Genomic DNA, 21,237 nt, shown 5'->3' on the forward strand with positions numbered 1-21,237 from the left:
GATTTTCTCTTCCACATCTTTGAGTTAATTTCAATGCCGCATATCATAACCCGAAAAGTCGAATCTGTTGAGCAAAACTGGCTCAAACAACTATCGAATGCGATCTCAGACCCGACAAAACTGCTTAAAGCATTGGAAATTGACCCAACACCATGGGAGCAAGGTTTTGCCGCTCGTAACTTATTTGCTTTACGAGTTCCGCTAAGTTTTGTTGAGAGGATGGAGAAAGGCAACCCTCACGATCCATTGTTGCGTCAAGTTCTACCATTAAGTGAAGAATTTGAAGTGCACGATGGGTATTCAGCGGATCCACTCGAAGAACAAAATAATGCGCTGCCTGGGCTTCTGCACAAATATAAGAATAGAGCTCTGATGATAGTAAAAGGCGGATGCGCGATTAACTGTCGTTATTGCTTTCGCAGGCACTTCCCCTATCAAGACAACAAAGGCTCTAAATCGATTTGGAAAGACAGTATTCAATACTTTGCAGAGCACCCAGAAATCAATGAGGTCATCTTATCTGGTGGCGACCCTCTAATGGCAAAAGACAGCGAACTGGCTTGGTTAGTCAGCGCTATAGAATCGGTTCCTCATATCAATACATTGCGTATCCATAGCCGGTTACCCGTTGTAATACCAGCAAGAATAACGGCAGAGCTTTGTGAAACATTGGAAAGCACTCGCCTTCAAGTTGTATTTGTTACCCATATTAATCATGCGAATGAAATCGACCAAGAATTGAAAGGGGCACTATCCAAACTGAAACAAAGTGGTGCAATTATCCTAAACCAAGGAGTCATGCTTAAAGGGATAAACAATTCGGTTGAAGCACTGACAGATCTTAGCGAAAGCCTTTTTTCTGCTGGAGTGCTCCCTTATTACATGCATGTGTTAGATAAAGTTCAAGGTGCGGCGCACTTCTATATTCCAGACACGGAAGCCAAGCATTTGTTCTCGGGGTTGATTGAAAATGTCTCTGGCTATTTAGTGCCTAAGCTAACCAGAGAGATTGGAGGCAGAACCAGTAAGACGCCACTCGATCTACACTTAGAGTGAGTCATTGGGGAACTTGCTGTGCCACTAAAAAGGCACAGCGAAAATAAGAATTAATACTTATTCATTACATGGGGAAAAGCTTTTAGTACATTCCAGGTTCACCACGGAATATGATCCTATCATTACCTCTGTAGATACCAAATGTTACAACTGCAGTTGGGTTTTCATCCCCACGGCCATCCCAATTGTAATGTAAGTACTCCAACCCACCAGAATCTGAACCTACACAATTTTGTCCGTTTTCAAATGTACTAGGTGCCTCACCAATACGCAGCCATAATTTAACTTGTTCCCGTGCTGCATCACCAACTTGGTTTTGTTGAGCCATTAAGCTACTGCTAAGTCCATTGGCTACAGTATTCATCCCAGAAGAGAAACTTGCTAATGACGCTCCGTCTTCAGACCAAATAATTGTCCTACAATAATTAGCGCCATTAAACGCGCTATCATCGTCTAGTGTATTCGTTTCAAAGCGATTACTATCCCAATATTCAACCGTTAGCGGAACCGGCAATTCGGAAGCTGTGTTTCCACCAACATTCGATATACGCATTCGGCCGTATCGCATATCCAACTCTTCTGGCAAAGTTCTAATATCTTTATCGCCTGAGCCGTCATTTCGATAGGCGTCGGTGCTATCAAAATAGGTGCAGCCTATCGTGGCACAATCTATACTTCCTGAGTTTACTTCCAATCCCATTTGTACTCGATACGGTCCATCAGGTGTCGTTTTTAACGGTGAAGATGATGTTTCTATTTTATTGAATATCAAAGTAGAAGCGCTAATACCTAACGTACCACTAGACCAATCAGATTCCCAACCAGTCGCTATCGAGTCCATATCAATGCGGCTAGTAAGATCATTTTCTGCAGGTGACGTTTGACTCGCATCGATAGCTTTAAGCTGTATTGTCATGCGGTTGTTGTTGCTCGCATTGAAAATATCATAAGCAAAGGACTCATAGTTTTGAGTCACCGCTGCTGCAGCATTTTGTGCCTCAACTTCAAATGCAGCGCTATATCCTTGAAGCATATAAGTGAAGTCAGATTGCCCTTCATTTACCACACCAGATTTTAGTGAGAAGTGATCTGGGTAAAAACGCCCAATAGCCGCAACGCCTTGCTCTACCGCACCTAGCATATAGTCAGAATAATCGGCTTGAAGCCATAAACTACCCACCTCACTCCAGCTCAAACCATTAATGATGAGACCATCTTTTGCCTGCCCTGTATTAGCAAAGCTATAAGTTGCTTCACCAGCTAAATTTCCGGGTTGACCTCCTGATGGAGTATGCAATGCATGAGATATGTTAACCCCAGCAAACAAAGCTCCATCAGTGTAATAGTTCGGAGTCGTACTCTTAGAACATAGTGCATCTGCAACAACATCATTATCTCCATCTCCGGAGCTATCGCCAGAAATAGCGGTACCCAACCACCTAACCGGTTTAATCGTCACGCTAAATGACTCACCCGCTTTGGCGAAACCATTACCTGAAGTCGTAGTACCGTTATAACCAGCATTCAACCCTGTAGAGGTGATATTACAGATTGCAAAGGTATGAGGTCTTGAATAGACAAGCATGTCTCCCTTAAACCCATCGCTAGCCTCTTGTATCGAAAGGCTTACTTGCCCCGCATCGACATAATTAACGGTTACTTGCGCTTCTCCAGCTATAAACGTTACATTTTGAGTTAATAGTGTTGCATCATACGTTCCTGTGGAGGGGGTTATCTTTGAAGTTTCACTTATCGATAAAACTTTCGCTCCGTCATAGTCAGTAATGACATTCCCACTACTGTCTACGGCTTTAATCGTGGCGGTCGTATCTTGCCCTGCTATCATTCTTAAAGGGCTTGGTTCAAAGACATAGCCGTTATTTACAAAAGAATAAACTCCAGCACTGTCAGTCACCGTGTCCTTTTCAACCCAAGTAGCAGTAATGTTTACATCAACTTCAACGCTTGAATATAAATAATAAGTAACAATACCCGCTGAAATTGGGACAGATGAGGTATCTGAAATACAAGCACCAGCCTCCGAAGATTTCCAGCAAACATCTGAACCACCAGAGTGAGTAAGGTTAAGGTTGCCATAGACTGAACTATCTACCGCTCCTTCGCTATCCACGATGGAAAAAGTTACGGCAACGGCACTATCAATAATTTCTGAAGCTGAAGTAGGGCTAATAAGCATTTCTTGTACTGACACTTCATTACAACTGGAAATGTCACCGAGTAGCTGTCCAGTGTTATACATTTTTAAATATAATGAAGCTGCAGCGCCATAAACAATACTCTGCCCTCCATTGATATCAATAAGTGATTCTGAAATTATAAATGCCGCCGCTTTTGCCGAACCTGAGACATAAACCCCATTCTTAACCGAGTTATTATTGTTCAAATTTAAATAGTCGACGTTTGTGTCTATACCGTGAGATATCAAATGCAATTGATTAGGAGTCGTTGTTACAGCTCCCCCTGCAGTGCTGTAGTTAACCGAGGAATCTCCTGACAACTCTATTTTATGAGAATGGATTCTGACGTCACCTCTTACAAGAACGGTTGCTCCTCCGGTTACTAGAAAGTCCTCCATAAAATAATCACCGCTGCTCAACGTGACCGTTCTACCACCTTTGATGCTAATTTTTTTGTACTGACCAGGAACAAGTACATCCCCATCGGCAGGGTTCAATACACCATTACCCGGAGTGTAAGAAGCAAAATTGTATTGGGGGACTTTTAATGACGAGTCAGTGGCACATCGATAACCATCACAGAACTTAGGGTTTCCGCTTCCCCAATCAGGTTGAGTCAAATTATCAAATCCCACGCGACCATCAGGAACAGAACCCTCAATAATGACACTAGTGCCCAAGTCAATCTCACCATCAGAGCTCCAAGTTTGAGCTGCCCCAGTAAACTGAGTACATTGATTCACTTCAAACGGAACTTCAAACAAAATAAAACCAATTCGTTCTGCCACATGGCCTCGCTCAGAGTCAAGGTCCTGATCTTCATCAACCATAAAGCTCGCCCGCGCAGTTTCAAGCCGACATCGTCGAACAAAGGCACCATTATTACCTTGTCTTGAATTCATCTTTCCTATAATAACGGGGACAACATCAAGCTCATCATAAGTTGCAAAAGTTTCACAGCCTTGAGTAACTGGGTTACTTGAACTTAGTGAACTAGACGTTTGCTGGTTTCTGATTTGAAATTTTATGCCATCTTTTTCTCCTTGCCCTACGGCAGCAAGGTAAGCAATTTCTTCTGGTTGTTGGGGATAATCTCGATTCGCTAAAGACTTTCTACCATCTATTTCTAATCGCTCTAACGCAATATCAAAATTGTTCCTCGTTACTCTAGGAACAACAGAGGTAAGCCATAAATCATCTGGGTTATTCACCGTTTGGACTTGGTGCAAGATCGCAGGAATACTTGAAAAAGAAAGTATCTCATTCGAAGATTCAGTTGCATAACGTGCTCTGACCCTACTGTCCCTATTATTAGTAGGGTCAGAGTTGTTAATTTTAGTTCTGTAGCGAGCAGTATTAACAGAACCTACGAGGACTTTGACGCCATCGAAATCATGCACACCATGTTCGATAACTAAATAATCAATGACCATCATTGGTACTTGCTCCATATCCGCTGGAGCTCTTGAATTTGGCGGATACTGTTGTTCAAACTCAACGTAGGTATCAGTGACGGTTAAGATCCTAATTGCTGAGGGAGCATCTTTTTCATTTTGAAAGCCGACTGTATCCATAAAAAAGACTGCTGGAGTTGAAGCATAGGTTTCTTCAAAATCGATTCGACAAACGGTATCAATACAATCAGCATGTGAATAAGCATTTACGTTATAACGACCGTATTCAAGCTCGAGTGACCAACTTGAAAAGCTTACTAGCAGCAATAATATAGTTAATAATCGGGTAACTAAATCCATCAATGATCAGCCTCAGGCTTTCTATTAAGCTTTTAAATAAGATTAGCCCATTATTCCACAAATATATCAAACAAATACATTAACTCTGCGAACTTTATCAACAAGAAAAGAGGCATATGATTTCAGTTCTTCATAAGTCATGAAACAAGCTAAAACCACTAGTAAATACAACTTAAAAACCGAAAAAACGGCTTAAAGTACGGAAATTCCCTCAAAGAGAAAACTGTCATTTAATCGTCTGGATTAAAATTTTTTGTTCGATAGGCGGGTCTAATATCTGCATACTCCCCCATTTTCTTATTGCTACAAGTTAATGGCTGACCTTTGGAGGAGACTATGTCGCTATCGATTGAACAATTATTGGATCTCACCCCTTTTAGCTGGGCGGCTTTAGCCACTTGCATGCTATGTGGTGCACTAATTGGGATTGAAAGACAGACCCGAGGAAAACCAGTAGGAATAAGAACGTCCATCCTAATTATCATGGGCACGTATTTCTTCCTAACGATGGCTATTAGTTTGTCCCCGAACTCCTTAGATCAAGCTCGAGTACTTGGTCAGATCATTACAGGTGTCGGCTTCTTAGGGGCTGGTGTGATGATGACGCTAAATGGCAAAATTCATGGTGTCACTTCTGCTGCCATTATTTGGGTATTAGCGGCTTTAGGCATGATGATCGCACTGAATCATTTACAGCAATCTATTTTGATCACTCTGTTGATGCTTTCTATCTTGCTCGGTGTTGATAAAGTTGAAAATAGCTTTCAGAGCCTGCGTAGAGGCGTCCATCAAAAATGGATGAGGAAAGGGAAAAGTAGAAAGTAGCCTTTATTCTTCAATCATATAAAGCACATAGAAAAACAGCCCAGAAACATCTCTGAGCTGTTGTAATCGAAATATTATAATACAGTTTCTATAGCAGAAATTTGTATAACTAAGCTTGGTATAAAAAGTCTGTCTTACTTATCAATTACTTCGCAAAGTTTATAATAGGGAAACAAGGGAAAAAGCCGTTATCGGCACAGTTAATCAGCCCCACTTGCACACCTTCAATTTTGGTCGTCTTATTAAATACACCCACCTGAACCGTCGATACTTCTGAGATATTCGCAGCGCCAACATCCACCATAGTGTCACCTTCAGAATAGTTAACGAAACTCACGTTGGCACCTTGTACATCGTTAGTAATGTTTACTGCGCCAAGGTTAAGACCCGTTGCTTTACCTGTATTCCAGTTAAAAAAGCCCAGTGATGCACCTGTCATTTCTTGGTTTACTTTTGATGCACCAAAGAAGCCTAGGTTTACACCTGTGGTTTTTTGCGTTTCAGACATGCCCACAATTGCGAGATCTAACCCTTTCACTTCATCAACTTGACCATGAAGTGCAGCGACACGCACTCCTGACACTTTACTTTCTGCCGGTGCATTAAAATCATTCACTGACGAAAACATAACTGGCGTAGATGCCATTGCTACCGGTGCTGCTACTGCGGTAGATATCGCTAGAACTGAAAGTAATTTTTTCATTGGGAGTCTCCACTGACTTATTTGAATTCGATGATATTTTAATTATCAATCAGATAGTTATTTTGCTTTATATAACAGCCATCCATGTTAGACCAATGTCATAACTGCCTTTTGAATATAAACACCGTTTCAAGCATGCGCAATTTTTTATAGAACAAAATACGAATATTAGATAATAAAGATAAAAAAACCGAAGCATCACTGCTTCGGTTTCTATTCATATAAGCTTATCTATACTGTCAGCTTTGATTTAAGTAGCCAGTATAAATGGTTAGCCTATGGGAGGATTACATCATACCGCCCATGCCACCCATACCGCCCATGCCACCCATATCAGGCATTGCAGGAGCTGAATCTTGAGGCTTATCAGTGATCATAGCTTCTGTTGTGATCATAAGACCTGCAACTGATGCTGCGAACTGAAGTGCAGAACGCGTTACCTTAGTTGGATCTAGGATACCCATTGCAATCATGTCACCGTATTCGCCAGTAGCCGCGTTGTAGCCGTAGTTACCTTCACCAGCACGAACGTTGTTAGCAACAACCGATTCTTCATCACCAGCATTCTTAGTGATTTGACGAATTGGTGATTCCATTGCACGTAGTGCAACACGGATACCTACGTTTTGCTCTTCGTTGTCGCCTTCAAGACCAGCAACTTTAGACGCAGCGCGGATAAGTGCAACACCACCACCAGCAACCACACCTTCTTCAACAGCAGCGCGAGTCGCATGAAGTGCATCTTCAACACGGTCTTTCTTCTCTTTCATTTCAACTTCAGTTGCTGCGCCAACTTTGATTACTGCAACACCGCCAGCTAGTTTAGCTACGCGCTCTTGAAGTTTCTCTTTGTCGTAGTCAGACGTCGCATCTTCGATTTGTTGACGAATTTGAGCAACACGACCTTTGATCATCACTTCATCACCCGCACCATCAATGATAGTTGAGTTTTCTTTTGTGATAGTAATGCGCTTAGCTTGACCTAGGTCTTCTAGCGTTACTTTCTCAAGGTCTAGACCGATCTCTTCAGAGATCACAGTACCGCCAGTTAGGATAGCGATATCTTGAAGCATTGCTTTACGACGGTCACCGAAACCAGGCGCTTTAACAGCGGCTACTTTAACGATGCCACGCATGTTGTTCACAACTAGAGTTGCTAGAGCTTCGCCTTCTACATCTTCAGCGATGATTAGAAGTGGACGAGATGCTTTAGCAACCGCTTCTAGAGTCGGAAGAAGTTCACGGATGTTTGATACTTTCTTGTCGATAAGAAGAATGAATGGGCTTTCTAGATCAACAGAACCCGCTTCTTGGTTGTTAATGAAGTAAGGAGATAGGTAACCGCGGTCGAACTGCATACCTTCAACTACGTCTAGCTCATCTTGTAGAGCCTGACCTTCTTCAACCGTGATAACGCCATCACGACCTACTTTTTCCATCGCTTCAGCAATGATGTTACCCACTGTTGAATCAGAGTTCGCAGAAATAGTACCTACTTGCGCGATAGCTTTAGTGTCTGAACATGGAACAGAAAGGTTCTTTAGCTCTTCAACTGCAGCAATAACTGCTTTGTCGATGCCGCGCTTAAGATCCATTGGGTTCATGCCAGCAGCAACCGCTTTTAGACCTTCAGCAATGATAGATTGAGCCAATACTGTTGCTGTTGTTGTTCCGTCGCCCGCCGCATCATTTGCTTGCGAAGCCACTTCTTTAACCATTTGTGCGCCCATGTTTTGGAACTTGTCTTCAAGTTCGATTTCACGTGCAACTGAAACACCATCTTTAGTGATTGTTGGTGCGCCAAATGATTTATCTAAAACAACGTTACGACCTTTAGGACCTAGCGTTACTTTTACAGCGTCAGCCAGAACGTTTACACCTTCTAGCATTTTAATACGTGCGTCATTACCAAATTTAACGTCTTTAGCAGCCATCTTAATTTCCTTTAAAATTCTTTATTCAGTCAGTTCAATATATGTGGCGCGGATTACTCTACGATCGCCATGATGTCGTTTTCAGACATGATAAGAACTTCTTTACCGTCGATTTTTTCAGTTTTAGTGCCGTAGCCTTCTGCAAAAATAACAGTATCGCCAACCTTAACATCTAGCGCTTGTACGCTACCGTTTTCAAGAATACGACCTTTACCTACCGCTAGGATCGTACCACGTGTCGACTTCTCAGCAGCAGAGCCAGTTAGGACAATGCCACCAGCAGATTTAGATTCAACTTCTTGGCGTTCAACGATAACTCGGTCGTGTAATGGACGGATATTCATTGGTCGTCTCTCCTGATAATTTCCATTTAATTTGATAAGTGCCGATATTGGCATGTGATTAGTAAAGTATGTTGGGGAGAAACCACTAGATCCCAAGGGGGAGCAACGGAAAAAGTGTGATTAATTTAACGAAAAGGCGTGTTCACTCTCACACTCTGCTTCTAGGAGCTGAAGAGTGCTTCCTGTATCCTACGTTTTTGTTCTAGATGGTTTCGATATGTTGGGCTCACAAAGTATGCAGTTAGGTCACCAGTATGCAAGATAAGCATGGCTTACTCACCGCTCCCATACCTGAAACATTAAGAACGATGACCGTTCCGATGGTATTCGGCATGATCGCCATCTTGATGTTTAATCTCATCGATACTTTCTTTATTTCGCTGCTCGGCACACAAGCCCTGGCGGCGATCAGCTTTACCTTCCCCGTCACCTTCGCGGTAAACTGCATTACGATGGGCATTGGCGTCGGCATCTCTGCCTGTATCGGGCGACTTTTAGGGCAAGGCAATTCCGCAAATGCTGCTCGTTTTACCACTCATGGTTTGTTATTGGCCGTCACCTTAGTCATTCTCGCATCGACTCTTGGGCTTTATAGCATTGAGCCGCTGTTTTCGTTACTAGGTGCCGAGCCCGACCTTATTCCACTCATTAAGCAATACATGCAAGTGTGGTATATCACTATTCCGTTATTGGTGATCCCAATGGCGGGAAACAGTGCAATCCGAGCCACAGGGGATACTAAAACACCCGCTAAGATCATGATGTTGGCAGGATTCATCAATGGCATTCTCGATCCATTACTTATCTTTGGTTACGGTCCGTTTCCCGAACTGGGTATTCAAGGTGCCGCCATTGCCAGTGGATTCAGTTGGTTCGGAGCGCTTTGCGGATCGCTCTATGTACTCATCAAGCGTGAAAAATTACTGGCTTTGCCACGCTTTGATGAAATCATCAACGACTGGCGTACTATCTTAAAAATAGGCACACCTGCGGCATTATCTAATGCGATGAACCCATTAGCTGGCGCGATAATTATGATGATGCTCGCTAAACACGGTACGGAAGCGGTCGCCGCTTATGGTGCTGCGCAGCGTATTGAGTCCATTCTGATTTTGGTTCTCATGTCTTTGACCTCTGTGCTCACGCCTTTTATGGCGCAAAACTTTGGGGCGAATAACCCTAAACGTAGCTTTCAAGGCTTGTTTATAAGCATGCGGTTTTCATTACTCTTCCAAGCATTGATCTTTTTGATGATGGTACCACTTAGCATTCCACTTGCTGCCCTATTTTCTCAAGAAGAAACCGTTCGAGATCTATTGTGGCATTACCTGTTGGTTGTACCTTTTAGTTATGGGTTCCAAGGCATTGTGATGATGTTAGTCAGTGGGCTGAACGCCATGCATCAGCCTTTAAAAGCTTTCCAGTGGAGCTTCATGCGGCTGTTCATTTTCACCCTACCTTTTGCTTGGTTGGGCAGTTATCTATACAGCATTGAAGGACTCTTCATTGGTATCGCGTTAGGCAATATTACCGGAGGGGTTTCAGGTTATTTATTTGCAGTTAGAGAGCGAAAAGCAGCCTTAGCTGAGTGACCTTACAGCGAAAATACGCGATTCAAAAAAGTGAAACGAGAGCACTGCCCACTCTCACATTTAAAATATCCAAGGTAACCAATGAACACGAATACTTTTACTGCCGTTTATCAGGCACCTATTGGCACCATGGTGATTATCAGTAATGGCGATGCCATCATCGAAATTGACCATATAAACCATGAAGAACCCATTACTGAAAACCCAGATAAACTATGCGAGCAAGCCACCAAGCAACTTGATGAATACTTCTCAGGCTCTCGTACAGCCTTTGACTTGCCTCTCTCTTCTAAAGGCACGTCATTTCAAGAAGCGGCGTGGCTTTCATTACAAACCATACCTTACGGAGAAACCATTAGTTATGGCGAGCAAGCAAAACGCATGGAAAACGCCAAAGCGGTAAGAGCGGTTGGCGGGGCAAATGGAAAGAACCCTTTTAGCATCGTAATCCCATGCCACCGTGTGATTGGTGCAAATGGCACTTTAACGGGTTATACCGGAGGCATGAGTCGCAAAGAGTGGTTATTAAACTTCGAGAAGAAAAACTCAGAGAAATAAAAAAGCCCCGCATAAAAATGCAGGGCTTTACATAATATTAAGCCATCGAAGCGACAGCATAATGAACGATTATGCGTTCATTATTTTACTAGTACATCACCAGACATTTCTGCCGGGATATCAATACCAGATAGAGATAGCATAGTTGGTGCTAAATCAGAAAGCTTACCGCCTTCTTTAAACTCAAGGTCTTTGTTACCTACGTAGATAAGCGGAACAGGAAGGTTAGTGTGAGCAGTGTGGATGCCACCTGTCTCTGGGTTAACCATCATTTCAGCGTTACCGTGATCAGCCGTGATAAGCAATTGACCATCGACTTCTTTAATCGCAGCCACTACTTTACCAATACACTCATCTAGTGCTTCACTTGCTTTCACTGCAGCATCGTAAACACCAGTGTGACCAACCATGTCACAGTTCGGGTAGTTACAAACGATAGCATCGTATTTGCCACCTTTAATTGCAGCAACAAGCTTATCTGTTAGCTCTGGCGCGCTCATTTCTGGCTGCAAGTCGTACGTTGCTACTTTTGGAGAAGCAACAAGTTGGCGCTCTTCGCCTTCAAACTCGTCTTCTTTACCACCGTTGAAGAAGAAAGTAACGTGCGCGTATTTTTCAGTTTCTGAAATACGTAGCTGCGTTTTACCTTCTTTTGATAGCCATTCACCGTATGTGTTCTCTAGAGAGGCCGGTGGGAATGCGCAAAGAAGTGGAATGTCTGCTGCGTATTGGGTCAGCATCACGAAATCGATCGCTGGGAATACGTTACGAGCAAAACCATCGAAATCAGGTACGAATGCGCGAGTAATTTCACGAGCACGGTCAGCACGGTAGTTCATGAAGATAACCGCATCGCCATCAACGATAGCTGCAGACTCTTCACCTTCCGCTTTGATTTCAGTCGCTTTCACGAATTCATCATTTTCGTCACGAGCGTAAGCCGCTTCAAGACCTGCAACTGCAGTATCAAACGTGAATTCTGCTTTCGATTGTGTAAGAAGGTCGTAAGACTCTTGAACGCGATCCCAGTTGTTGTCACGGTCCATTGCGTAGTAACGACCAATTAGAGAAGCAACACGACCTTTACCAAGCTTTGCAAATAGCGCTTGGAAACGTGCTAGCGTGTTTTCAGCGCTGCGCGGCGGTGTATCACGACCATCTAGGAAAGCGTGTAGGTAGATTTTTTCTGCGCCACGTTCAGCAGCCATTTCAACAGCAGCGTAGATGTGGTCTTCATGAGAGTGAACGCCACCTGGAGACATAAGCCCCATGATGTGAACCGCTTTATCCGCTTTAACCGCTTTATCGACAGCATTAACTAGCGCTTCGGTTTGAGCGAATTCGCCGTCAGCAATCGACTTAGTGATACGAGTAAGATCTTGATACACAACACGACCAGCGCCGATGTTAGTGTGACCTACTTCAGAGTTACCCATTTGACCATCAGGTAGACCTACATCTAAGCCAGAAGCTGAGATTAAAGTGTTTGGTTGGCTTGCAATAAGACCATCTAAAACTGGCGTATTTGCGTTCGCAATTGCGTTGTCTTGGTTGTCTTCACGGTAACCGTAACCGTCAAGGATCACTAGAGCCATTGGCTTCTTAGCTGACATAGGACTGACCTCGTTCAATTCAAAATAAATCGGTATAAAAACAAATTAGCGTAATTTTACTACAGTTTACAGTCAAAACTGTAGTGGAAGATCAAGAAAGGTGGCAGGTAGGATGACAAGATATGAAAAAAAGCATCATTTGATGAACAGCGTGAGGCTATTTATTCCTTCATGATAAGGTGATTCTTAGCCGTTATTTTATATGACTAGCAATTCGAATAAAGCGAACCAGACAAGCCTTCTTTAAGCAGTAGACCGACTCTTTTGATACATAAACGCGACTAAGTACGCCATAGTTAAGCCCGTTAAGTTCGCGAGCCAATCATAGAAAGAGGCATGACGCGTAGCTTGAGCCCCTTGTAATAGCTCAATACCACCGCTCATAGCCCAAAAACCCACTAACGTAAATACAAAATAACGCCTTGGAACCGCAGCAAAGGCCACCAGCCCTAGAACAAAATACGCATAGGCATGTTTAATTTTATCGGCGCCATCAAAGCTCATGATCGTCGCAGAATAATTAGGTGTAAGAGATAGATAAAAAATACCAGCAAGCACACACAGTAAAGCTAACTGACAAACAATAGAGAAAAGGCGTAGATGTGAAAGCCCGAACTTACGAGAACCTTTATTAGACGCTATCGAAATATCATTAATTGGCATAAAGAGTCATTACTTAAAAAGGTGAGAGGTTCGATCGTATTTTATCTGCCTAAACCCGCGGCGGATAGTGAAAAAAATCTTCAAACTAAAACTAGGAAAATTATACAAGGTTTGAGTGAAAGAAAAGTCACCAAGCATCGATTTATCACCACGCTAAATTGATTCAGAATATTACAGCGCTCATTACCACTCGCCTCTCTATGAGTAAATTTTAATTTTCTAGTCAAAAACACAAAAGGGCTAGGTAATAAATACCTAGCCCTTTAAGCAAATAATACGTATGTAACCGACTACTTGTACCCTTCTGGATTATTCGATTGCCAGCGCCACGCATCTTCCACCATGGTTTGCAATGAACGCGTTGCTTTCCAACCCAGAACTTCTTCCGCGTAACTTGGGTCTGCCCAGCACTCCGCTATATCGCCGGCGCGGCGTGGCATCACTTGATAAGGCACAGCACGATTTGAAGCTTGCTCAAACGCGGCAACCATTTCAAGTACGCTATTGCCCTGTCCCGTACCAAGGTTAAAGATATGCAAACCTTGCTGGCTGCCCACTTTATTTAACGCCGCTAAATGGCCATCAGCCAAATCAACCACATGGATATAATCACGTACGCCCGTTCCATCCGGTGTTGGATAATCATCGCCAAAAACACCAAGCTTTTCACGGCGACCGACCGCAACCTGCGCGACAAACGGCAGAAGATTATTTGGAATACCTTGCGGATCTTCACCAAGTAAGCCCGATTCATGCGCGCCCACAGGGTTGAAGTAACGAAGCAGTGTAATGCTCCACTCTGGGTTCGCTTTATAGAAATCAGTTAAACATTCTTCGACCATCAACTTACTGCGACCGTATGGGTTGGTTGCTGATGTTGGGAAATTTTCCCGAATAGGCACAGAAGCAGGATCGCCATAGACCGTCGCTGACGAACTAAAGATGATGCTCTTTACGCCCGCTTTATCCATTTCACTGACTAGGTTTAACGTACCCGACACGTTGTTATCGTAATACATCAATGGCTTTTCAACCGATTCACCCACAGCTTTAAGACCCGCAAAGTGGATCACTCCGTCAATGTCATGCTCAGAAAAAATGGTTTGTAAAATCGCAGGATCTCGAATGTCACCTTGGTAAAAAACAGGCGTAATGCCAGCCACTTGATTCACGCGCTCTAACACCATTAACTTACTGTTGTAGAGATTATCTAAAATGATGGGCGTGATACTCGCTTCAATCATTTGAATACAAGTATGGCTGCCAATATAACCAGTACCACCGGTCACTAAAATTTTCATTGATTGCCCCGCCCCCCCCCCTCAATAAAGACTATGTGCAAGACCAGTTTCCTGCCTGTTTATCCACATACTAATCAGGAGCATAGTTCAAAATACAGACAATTCTTCTCCGATTTAAAATCTGTATTTTCAGACATAACTTATATTATAACGGTCTGTTAATAGTGAGTATCACAATATAATTACAATAATCAATATAGGTCTAGGATATATAAAGTCAATTATGAAATGACCAAATCATAATCAACTCAATGTACATCGCAACGTTTTTCACGTATGATTATTACATTTAAAATACTAATAATCATTGGCTAGAGTTAAACATGCTTTTAGAACTTTCTTTTGTTGGCTTTTTTTCTTTTACATCATTATTTCTTATGCGTAAAGTAGCGAAGTCTATAGGTCTTGTGGATAAGCCTAACGCACGTAAACTGCACACAGGAGCAGTACCACTTGTCGGAGGGATTTCAATTTGCCTCTCAATAGGACAGTACATTGCTTCTAACCCCAATATCATCCCACATAGTTACTTATTTCTTTCATGTATCGCAGCTTTAATTATAGTTGGCGCACTGGATGACAAATTCGATATCAGCTTTAAAATCAGGCTGGCAGTCCAAGCAGTTCTTTCCATTGCAATGATATGTTTTGCGGATATCCAACTGGAAAACATTGGTAATATCTTTGGTTTTGGAGACATTCATTTAGGCTTATTGAGCCCTATTATTACCATTCTTGCTGTTATTGGAGCTATTAATGCTTTCAATATGGTAGATGGTATTGATSGACTCTTAGGTGGTCTTGCGATTGTGACTTTTGCTGCAATTGCGGTTTTACTAAAGGTCGACAGCCAGCACGGGTTAGCTTATTTATGTGTTGTATTTATTGTCGCTATTATCCCTTACATCCTGATGAATTTAGGCATCTTGGGGCGGGAGCGTAAAGTCTTTATGGGCGATGCAGGGAGCATGATGATTGGATTCACCGTTATTTGGCTACTGCTTGGCGCTAGCCAAGAATCCTCAGAGATACTGATGAGACCGATCACTGCACTTTGGTTAATCGCCATCCCACTAATGGATATGGCAGCCATTATGTTTAGGCGCGTACGTCGTGGTGACTCACCGTTTAAACCAGACAGGGAACATTTGCACCACATTTTCCAGCGCCTAGGCTGCACCCCTAGGCAAACACTAGCTATCATATGCCTTATCGCTGGTGTTTTTGCTGGGTTTGGTATTTACGGAGAAATACATGGTATTTCAGAAAGAACTATGTTCACCTTATTCATCATTTGCTTTTTAGGGTATGCAATTGCAATGAGCTATGTATGGCGTATTACGGGATGGGTTAAACGTTGTAAAAAATCACCTAATAAAGCATATTAAGTACTAATTAGAGAAATATACTAGAATCCGAGAGTCCGTAGGCAATAAATTATTTATTGGCGATTTTTCCTTTCACTGTTATTGAAGACTTAATTTTCGTTAAGCTATCCGTAACGCTCATATACAAATTCCAATCAAGATATTTTGCTACGAGCTATGAAATCGCTAAATCCATTTCTTGTTTCAGCAGTAGTAGGGGTTCACGTTCTAAACATGAACCCCCTTGGTCAATAACGTTAATACCAAGAGATATATTGAGTTATTTAAACACTAACTGATTTAAGGTGTATGACCATCGATACAGAGAGCATTATATTTTTCAAGCTTACCTTTACGCCCCCTCTATCTCATCAGATAATAGCGATTCAAAATATATCCCTCCAGCCTCTTACAGCCAGCACTAGTACCTAGTATTCTTTAGAATTACCACCGCTTTTATAGGTTTACATTCACGTTTCTTCAAATCTTTATCTGAGTATATGAACAAAGCTCTATCAGCTTCAAAACACCCTCAGGCTTAGATTTACTTACGTTATAAGTATCTCAAGAAAACGGAGTATCCTTCGAACAGACGCTTTCAAGTTGATTACGTACTCTTTCATAATACATTGCTATCCAGCATACATTTCATGTAGTTAACCCATTACTCTTTGTACCGTATCCGAGCAAGCAAATATCATAAGCTGATCTTGAGAAATCATCATGTCACTTAGGGTCTTAAAAAGACAAAGCAGTCACACGCTAGACAACCATAACTTGGATAACGTGCCTGTTTAAGTGTTTTGTCTTCCCTGTAGAGGCTGTTACTTATTCGATTGCATAATATGCTTTGCTAAAAAAACAGCCACTATCAAATAAAAATCAAATTGAACCTCGGTTAAGTTTGATTTTTTTTCCTATTTTAATAAACGATTTTTCAACATATTCATATAAAAAATAAGATATTAACAATGTTATCGAAAATGATGAAAACAATAAGCACAACAAGTAATCCATTTGAGATAAATTTGTAAAATACAAGTTAATCCCATACATAGACAAATATATTACAGGCATATGAATCAAATAGAATGAATAAGACATCTTCCCAAAGGATTGGAAAATATGGATATTAACAAGACATGAAACTCTTCTAGATAATGTACTACTGCTGTCTAAGATAAGCCAAAGAAACAAACTCCAAATAAACAATGGAATAGATTTTGTCAATAAAAACACAACAGAGATTAAAATAATAAAATAATGCAATGCAATTGCAGTATTTTTAAACTTTTCATATATTAAATATGAAAAAATACCAACTATAAAAAACTCAATTTTATTAGGTAAGAAAGACGGATAACTATAGAAATACCTGATAAAAGTCATAAAAACAGCTACAACAACAACAAATGTTGTAAGTCTGCAAGCAATTTTGTTTTTAAAAATAACGCCAATAATAAAAGGGGCAATTAAGTAAAACTGCCACTCTAGTGATATGCTCCACGCGGGACCATTAATCGAATATGAAGAGTAAGGTAGAATAAAATCTAAAACACCGTGCATCATACTCATATGAGCAACTATATGAGTATAAATATTACTGCGTGATGCATCTAAATATTCTAACCTGGTAAAATTCTGCTTAATTTCCCATGGTAAAGTTTCTAGTGCTGAGATAGAAACATTTATGAGTAGTGCAGCAAAAATCGTAGTTACAAACAATATAGGAAATATTCTAAAAAATCTGGCTTTTATATAATCTATATAAGTATAAGTATTAGCCAGATACTGCTTATTTAATGTTAGAGTAATAACAAAGCCACTAAGAATTATAAATACATCTACAGCAAGACCTCCACTAAGGAATAATTTATAGAATAAATTGGCACTATCACGATCAATTCCAGCAGAAGGAAGAGCATGACTGACGAACACCCATAAGGCCATAGCGCCTCTAAGTGATTCTAGCTGTGTTAATTTCAAAGTAACTCCTGTTTATTTTAAATCATAAAATTTGTTGTTAAACGTACTATCCCATCGAATTAAGAGCGTTCAAAATAATAATCAAAATATCGCTATAGTCGAAAATCCAAACTCGCTTTAAATACATAATTAACTAAGAATCAACCCTTAGGGCTCACTGACTATTTTAGTTACAAGATAAAAAGAAATATTGCTAATTAAGAGGATACAAAAGCTAATCAGATATAATTATATATTCTTAAATTAAAACGAAAAAATGTCAAAATATAAACATCATCCAGTTATTTAAAAGATCATCTTGCTTTATAATACTCTAGAAAGGGAATTTCGCGCTATCAGCTATTCTATAGAGGCAGTGTTTATGTTTTTCTCATCTTGGGGCTGTCATATAGTCACATGACTTCTTTATTTACACCGACTATATCTAAGAAACACTTCCTAAACCAAAGGTGATTCCCTAATAGTTTCTTAAATTATATGTAAGTTATTCTTCGAGCCTTATCATTACTTGGCCGGCTAACACCCTACAAAGAGCTAAAAACAACTCATAAGGTGATACCAACCCCAATAATTAGATGCAATTATAATTATTGTACTATTAATAAATTAATGATTCTAATCTTTAAAGCTATCAACATTTTTATACATTTTATATCTTAAATATAAATTTGAAATAACTGCTTTAAATAAATACTTCCCCTTTGAATCCCCTCCTAAACCATGAACTAAGCGACAATCATCCAATAATTCTATTTTATTACCTTGTTTTCTAACTCTATCACAAAGCTCTGTATCTTCTGCATACATAGGAAATCTAATATCAAAACCACCAATCTCATAAAAAAAGCTCTTATTCAACAATATTGCTGCGCCAAAGTACCAATAACTACCTTTTGGTGATTCAGATTTAGCCCCAAACAAACTAAAAATAGTGGTCTTTGCTTGGTTAATTAAGCTAGGTTTAGCCTTGCCGTGTACCTGATAAGTTAAATCAGGATTCAACAAACTCGGGTAAAAAAGCCCCTTAGGCAAAGGAGCCTCCTTTTTAAAGAATTCAAACATACTGTTATCAATTAACTGTATATCAGGGTTTATAATTGCAATGTGCTCATGACTAGCAAGAGAAACACCAATATTATTATTGATTGAGAATGAAAATGGTGTGATATTTTTCACTAGCTTGAAATTAACAACACCCAAAGACAGAAGTAACTCATCTGTAAAAAAAGAAGAATTTAGATTGTCAATCAAAATAAATTCAAAATCCTCGGGAGAGCTAAACTTAACGAGTGAAGAAATTAAGTCACTTACCATATCATTGTGACCGTGTGAAACTGTAACAATACTAAGCATTATCTATAAAACCTAAAATATTATCTCGATAAACAGGAAAATCGAATGAACTTGCAGATGAAATAGCGTTACTAGAAAGTTTAGCGTAATCCTCGCCTTCATAAGATAAAGCTAATTTGATCTTATTACCTAAATCAACACTATCGCCAGAAAAAAAAGTAAAACCGTTATGCATAGTTACTAACTCAGGATATGCACCAACGTCACTCGCGATAATAGGAACACCAACCGACAAACACTCTAAAACGGAGAGTCCAAACGTCTCAGGCAATATTGATGGAGCGACCATAAAATCACATTTTCTAACAATATCAAGCGGTTTAATTGAAAAACCATGCTCAATCACGATGTTTTTATTTAGCTTTAAATTATCTATAAGAGTACTATATTCGTGTTCAAATAAAACATCATTTGATAACTTATCTCCGATCAAATGCAATTCAAAAGGTTCTCTTATACTCTCATTAAGAGCAGTTAGTAGTGTGATAATGCCCTTCCTAGCACTAATTCGTCCTAAATATCCAATCTTAGTAATTCCTTTATTGCGTTTTTTTACCGCCACTTTTGGTAAGTAAATACAATCAGGTATCACGGGAGAATCTAACCTACTAAACATTGAACTAGTATAATGAGAGTTACTAACCACATGATCACAAAATAATTTAAGATACCTTTCATATAAGGAAAAAAAATTACGGTAATCTATTAAGCTTTCTCGAATAAAAACAATCGACTTTATCCTGAGGAGTTTAGTAACAAAAAAAACCTCTGGAATTAGCGATATGTTGACTATAACTAGATCTGGTCTTTCTTTTTTAAATACTTTAAACCAAAACAATAACGAATAAAATGATACTCTTTTATTTTTTTTGGATACTACATTATATCTTCCAGCAACAGAATTTACAGATAAAGAGAACTCTTCTGGTACAGGAACTGCCTCATTTAGATATGTTTTAACTTCATATTTATCTTTTAATGATAAATACAGCTTTTCTAACATCAATTCTGAACCATAACTTCCAGAATAATTACTTACAAGAATTATTTTTTTCATAACTAAAAACACAAACCGAAAAATTCAACAATAAAAATAAGCTATAAAATGTATCAGCGTATAAAGAATACCCGACCATTGAACTGACAAAGAACGAAGATTTTTTATCAAACGCAAAACATTTAAACAGTAAAAGTATCCCAAGAATACCCCAAACACCATAATTTACAAAAAGATTAATATACATATTATCAGTAGTAGCCTGGAACTTATCATAGCCTAGCCAAAAGAAGTCAAACTGAAATTGTGAATATAAATCTAAAGCCATATCGACCCTAGCATTAAAAGTGCCGAAAACAGCAACTCTACCAGCATCAACTAATAACGGCTTAATAAATATTGGAAAAGCAAAAAAAATAGTCAGGTAACAAACAAGGTTGAAAAACAAAGAGGTAAAAACGGCTTTGAAGCCAGAAAATTTATTTTTGAGTATAAACATTGTTAAAAAAGCAATTGATGTTGAGACAATAACCCCTCTTGAACCAATATAAAACAACATTAAAAAGAAAACAAAACACAGAAGGTTCTGCTTTCTTTGGAATGACCAATAACAAAATATTGAACAAATGAATGCAAACTCAGGTATTCCAGAATAAAAAGAAAAAGGGCGCATACCATCATTTACGAAGTAACCTGCCTCATTAACGGCACCAACTCCTGATCTAATCCAAGCCATTTCAAATGGAAGGTAACCAAATGTCATTTGATAAACACCATAACCAAAACTAATTAAAAAGAACATAAAAAACTTTTTAAAAAAGCTGTCGAATTCAATTCCTTTGAATGCTGGTTTAAACACAAGCAACACAAATATAAATAAAATACTAATTATTTCATAGTTATTTGTTATATAGAAATATGTTACAGATAAAATTGAAATGATTATGAGAAAGATTATTGATCTAATACTAACCTTGGTACTAAGTAATAATA

General features: G+C 39.9%; 16 protein-coding genes. 5 read left to right on the plus strand and 11 right to left on the minus strand.

Annotated elements, in window-relative coordinates; translation table 11 throughout:
* Nucleotides 1-33: 33 nt before the first annotated feature.
* The gene (epmB, locus tag L4C37_RS09035; protein ID WP_429768376.1) at nucleotides 34-1,056 is read left to right on the plus strand and encodes an EF-P beta-lysylation protein EpmB; all 1,023 of its coding nucleotides are present in this window, start codon (nucleotides 34-36) and stop codon (nucleotides 1,054-1,056) included.
* Nucleotides 1,057-1,138: 82 nt separating this feature from the next.
* On the opposite strand, the gene L4C37_RS09040 is transcribed toward epmB, so the two are convergent.
* Complete coding sequence (locus L4C37_RS09040) at nucleotides 1,139-5,008, minus strand: DUF6701 domain-containing protein (protein ID WP_429768377.1); 3,870 nt, start codon at nucleotides 5,006-5,008, stop codon at nucleotides 1,139-1,141.
* A gap of 336 nt (nucleotides 5,009-5,344) precedes the next feature.
* Here L4C37_RS09040 and L4C37_RS09045 point away from each other — a divergent pair, with 336 nt between their 5' ends.
* Nucleotides 5,345-5,833, plus strand: coding sequence for an MgtC/SapB family protein (locus L4C37_RS09045; protein WP_137374065.1), 489 nt, complete (start codon nucleotides 5,345-5,347; stop codon nucleotides 5,831-5,833).
* Between the two features lie 145 nt (nucleotides 5,834-5,978).
* Here L4C37_RS09045 and L4C37_RS09050 read toward each other — a convergent pair whose 3' ends face one another.
* The 3 genes from L4C37_RS09050 to L4C37_RS09060 form a co-directional block, all read right to left on the minus strand.
* A complete protein-coding gene (locus L4C37_RS09050) occupies nucleotides 5,979-6,536 on the minus strand; it encodes a VC2662 family protein (protein WP_273293895.1) in 558 nt (185 codons plus the stop codon).
* A gap of 287 nt (nucleotides 6,537-6,823) precedes the next feature.
* Nucleotides 6,824-8,470: a chaperonin GroEL gene (gene groL / locus L4C37_RS09055; protein WP_137374063.1), complete on the minus strand. Its 1,647-nt coding sequence runs from the start codon at nucleotides 8,468-8,470 to the stop codon at nucleotides 6,824-6,826.
* Nucleotides 8,471-8,523: 53 nt separating this feature from the next.
* Nucleotides 8,524-8,814, minus strand: a complete 291-nt coding sequence (locus L4C37_RS09060; protein WP_137374062.1) for a co-chaperone GroES — start codon at nucleotides 8,812-8,814, stop codon at nucleotides 8,524-8,526.
* 254 nt (nucleotides 8,815-9,068) lie between these two features.
* Here L4C37_RS09060 and L4C37_RS09065 point away from each other — a divergent pair, with 254 nt between their 5' ends.
* Nucleotides 9,069-10,406, plus strand: a complete 1,338-nt coding sequence (locus L4C37_RS09065; RefSeq protein WP_137374061.1) for an MATE family efflux transporter — start codon at nucleotides 9,069-9,071, stop codon at nucleotides 10,404-10,406.
* Between the two features lie 81 nt (nucleotides 10,407-10,487).
* Nucleotides 10,488-10,964 carry a methylated-DNA--[protein]-cysteine S-methyltransferase gene (locus L4C37_RS09070; RefSeq protein WP_429768378.1) on the plus strand — a complete coding sequence of 159 codons (477 nt, stop codon included), beginning with the start codon at nucleotides 10,488-10,490 and terminating at the stop codon, nucleotides 10,962-10,964.
* A gap of 80 nt (nucleotides 10,965-11,044) precedes the next feature.
* Here the strand turns inward: L4C37_RS09070 and gpmM are convergent, their stop codons facing one another.
* From gpmM to galE, 3 genes are all read right to left on the minus strand, one after another.
* Nucleotides 11,045-12,577 carry a 2,3-bisphosphoglycerate-independent phosphoglycerate mutase gene (gpmM, locus tag L4C37_RS09075; protein WP_273296240.1) on the minus strand — a complete coding sequence of 511 codons (1,533 nt, stop codon included), beginning with the start codon at nucleotides 12,575-12,577 and terminating at the stop codon, nucleotides 11,045-11,047.
* Nucleotides 12,578-12,820: 243 nt separating this feature from the next.
* The gene (locus tag L4C37_RS09080) at nucleotides 12,821-13,240 is read right to left on the minus strand and encodes a VanZ family protein (RefSeq protein WP_429768379.1); all 420 of its coding nucleotides are present in this window, start codon (nucleotides 13,238-13,240) and stop codon (nucleotides 12,821-12,823) included.
* Nucleotides 13,241-13,530: 290 nt separating this feature from the next.
* Nucleotides 13,531-14,541, minus strand: a complete 1,011-nt coding sequence (gene galE, locus L4C37_RS09085) for a UDP-glucose 4-epimerase GalE (protein ID WP_429768380.1) — start codon at nucleotides 14,539-14,541, stop codon at nucleotides 13,531-13,533.
* Between the two features lie 323 nt (nucleotides 14,542-14,864).
* Here galE and wecA point away from each other — a divergent pair, with 323 nt between their 5' ends.
* Entirely contained in the window at nucleotides 14,865-15,929 is a 1,065-nt protein-coding gene (gene wecA / locus L4C37_RS09090; protein ID WP_429768381.1) for a UDP-N-acetylglucosamine--undecaprenyl-phosphate N-acetylglucosaminephosphotransferase, read from the plus strand.
* Nucleotides 15,930-16,790: 861 nt separating this feature from the next.
* Here wecA and L4C37_RS09095 read toward each other — a convergent pair.
* The 4 genes from L4C37_RS09095 to L4C37_RS09110 form a co-directional block, all read right to left on the minus strand.
* A complete protein-coding gene (locus L4C37_RS09095; protein WP_429768382.1) occupies nucleotides 16,791-17,894 on the minus strand; it encodes an acyltransferase family protein in 1,104 nt (367 codons plus the stop codon).
* Between the two features lie 615 nt (nucleotides 17,895-18,509).
* On the minus strand, nucleotides 18,510-19,247 hold the full coding sequence (locus L4C37_RS09100; protein WP_429768383.1) for a glycosyltransferase family 2 protein: 738 nt from the start codon (nucleotides 19,245-19,247) through the stop codon (nucleotides 18,510-18,512).
* The gene (locus L4C37_RS09105) at nucleotides 19,240-20,304 is read right to left on the minus strand and encodes a glycosyltransferase (RefSeq protein ID WP_429768384.1); all 1,065 of its coding nucleotides are present in this window, start codon (nucleotides 20,302-20,304) and stop codon (nucleotides 19,240-19,242) included. Before L4C37_RS09105 ends, L4C37_RS09100 begins: the two co-directional genes overlap by 8 nt.
* On the minus strand, nucleotides 20,279-21,103 hold the full coding sequence (locus L4C37_RS09110) for a hypothetical protein (protein ID WP_429768385.1): 825 nt from the start codon (nucleotides 21,101-21,103) through the stop codon (nucleotides 20,279-20,281). The genes L4C37_RS09105 and L4C37_RS09110 overlap by 26 nt, the downstream gene beginning before the upstream one ends.
* Nucleotides 21,104-21,237: the final 134 nt, after the last annotated feature.

Source organism: Vibrio kagoshimensis, from assembly GCF_050337535.1.
Classification (GTDB): Bacteria; Pseudomonadota; Gammaproteobacteria; order Enterobacterales; family Vibrionaceae; genus Vibrio; species Vibrio gallaecicus.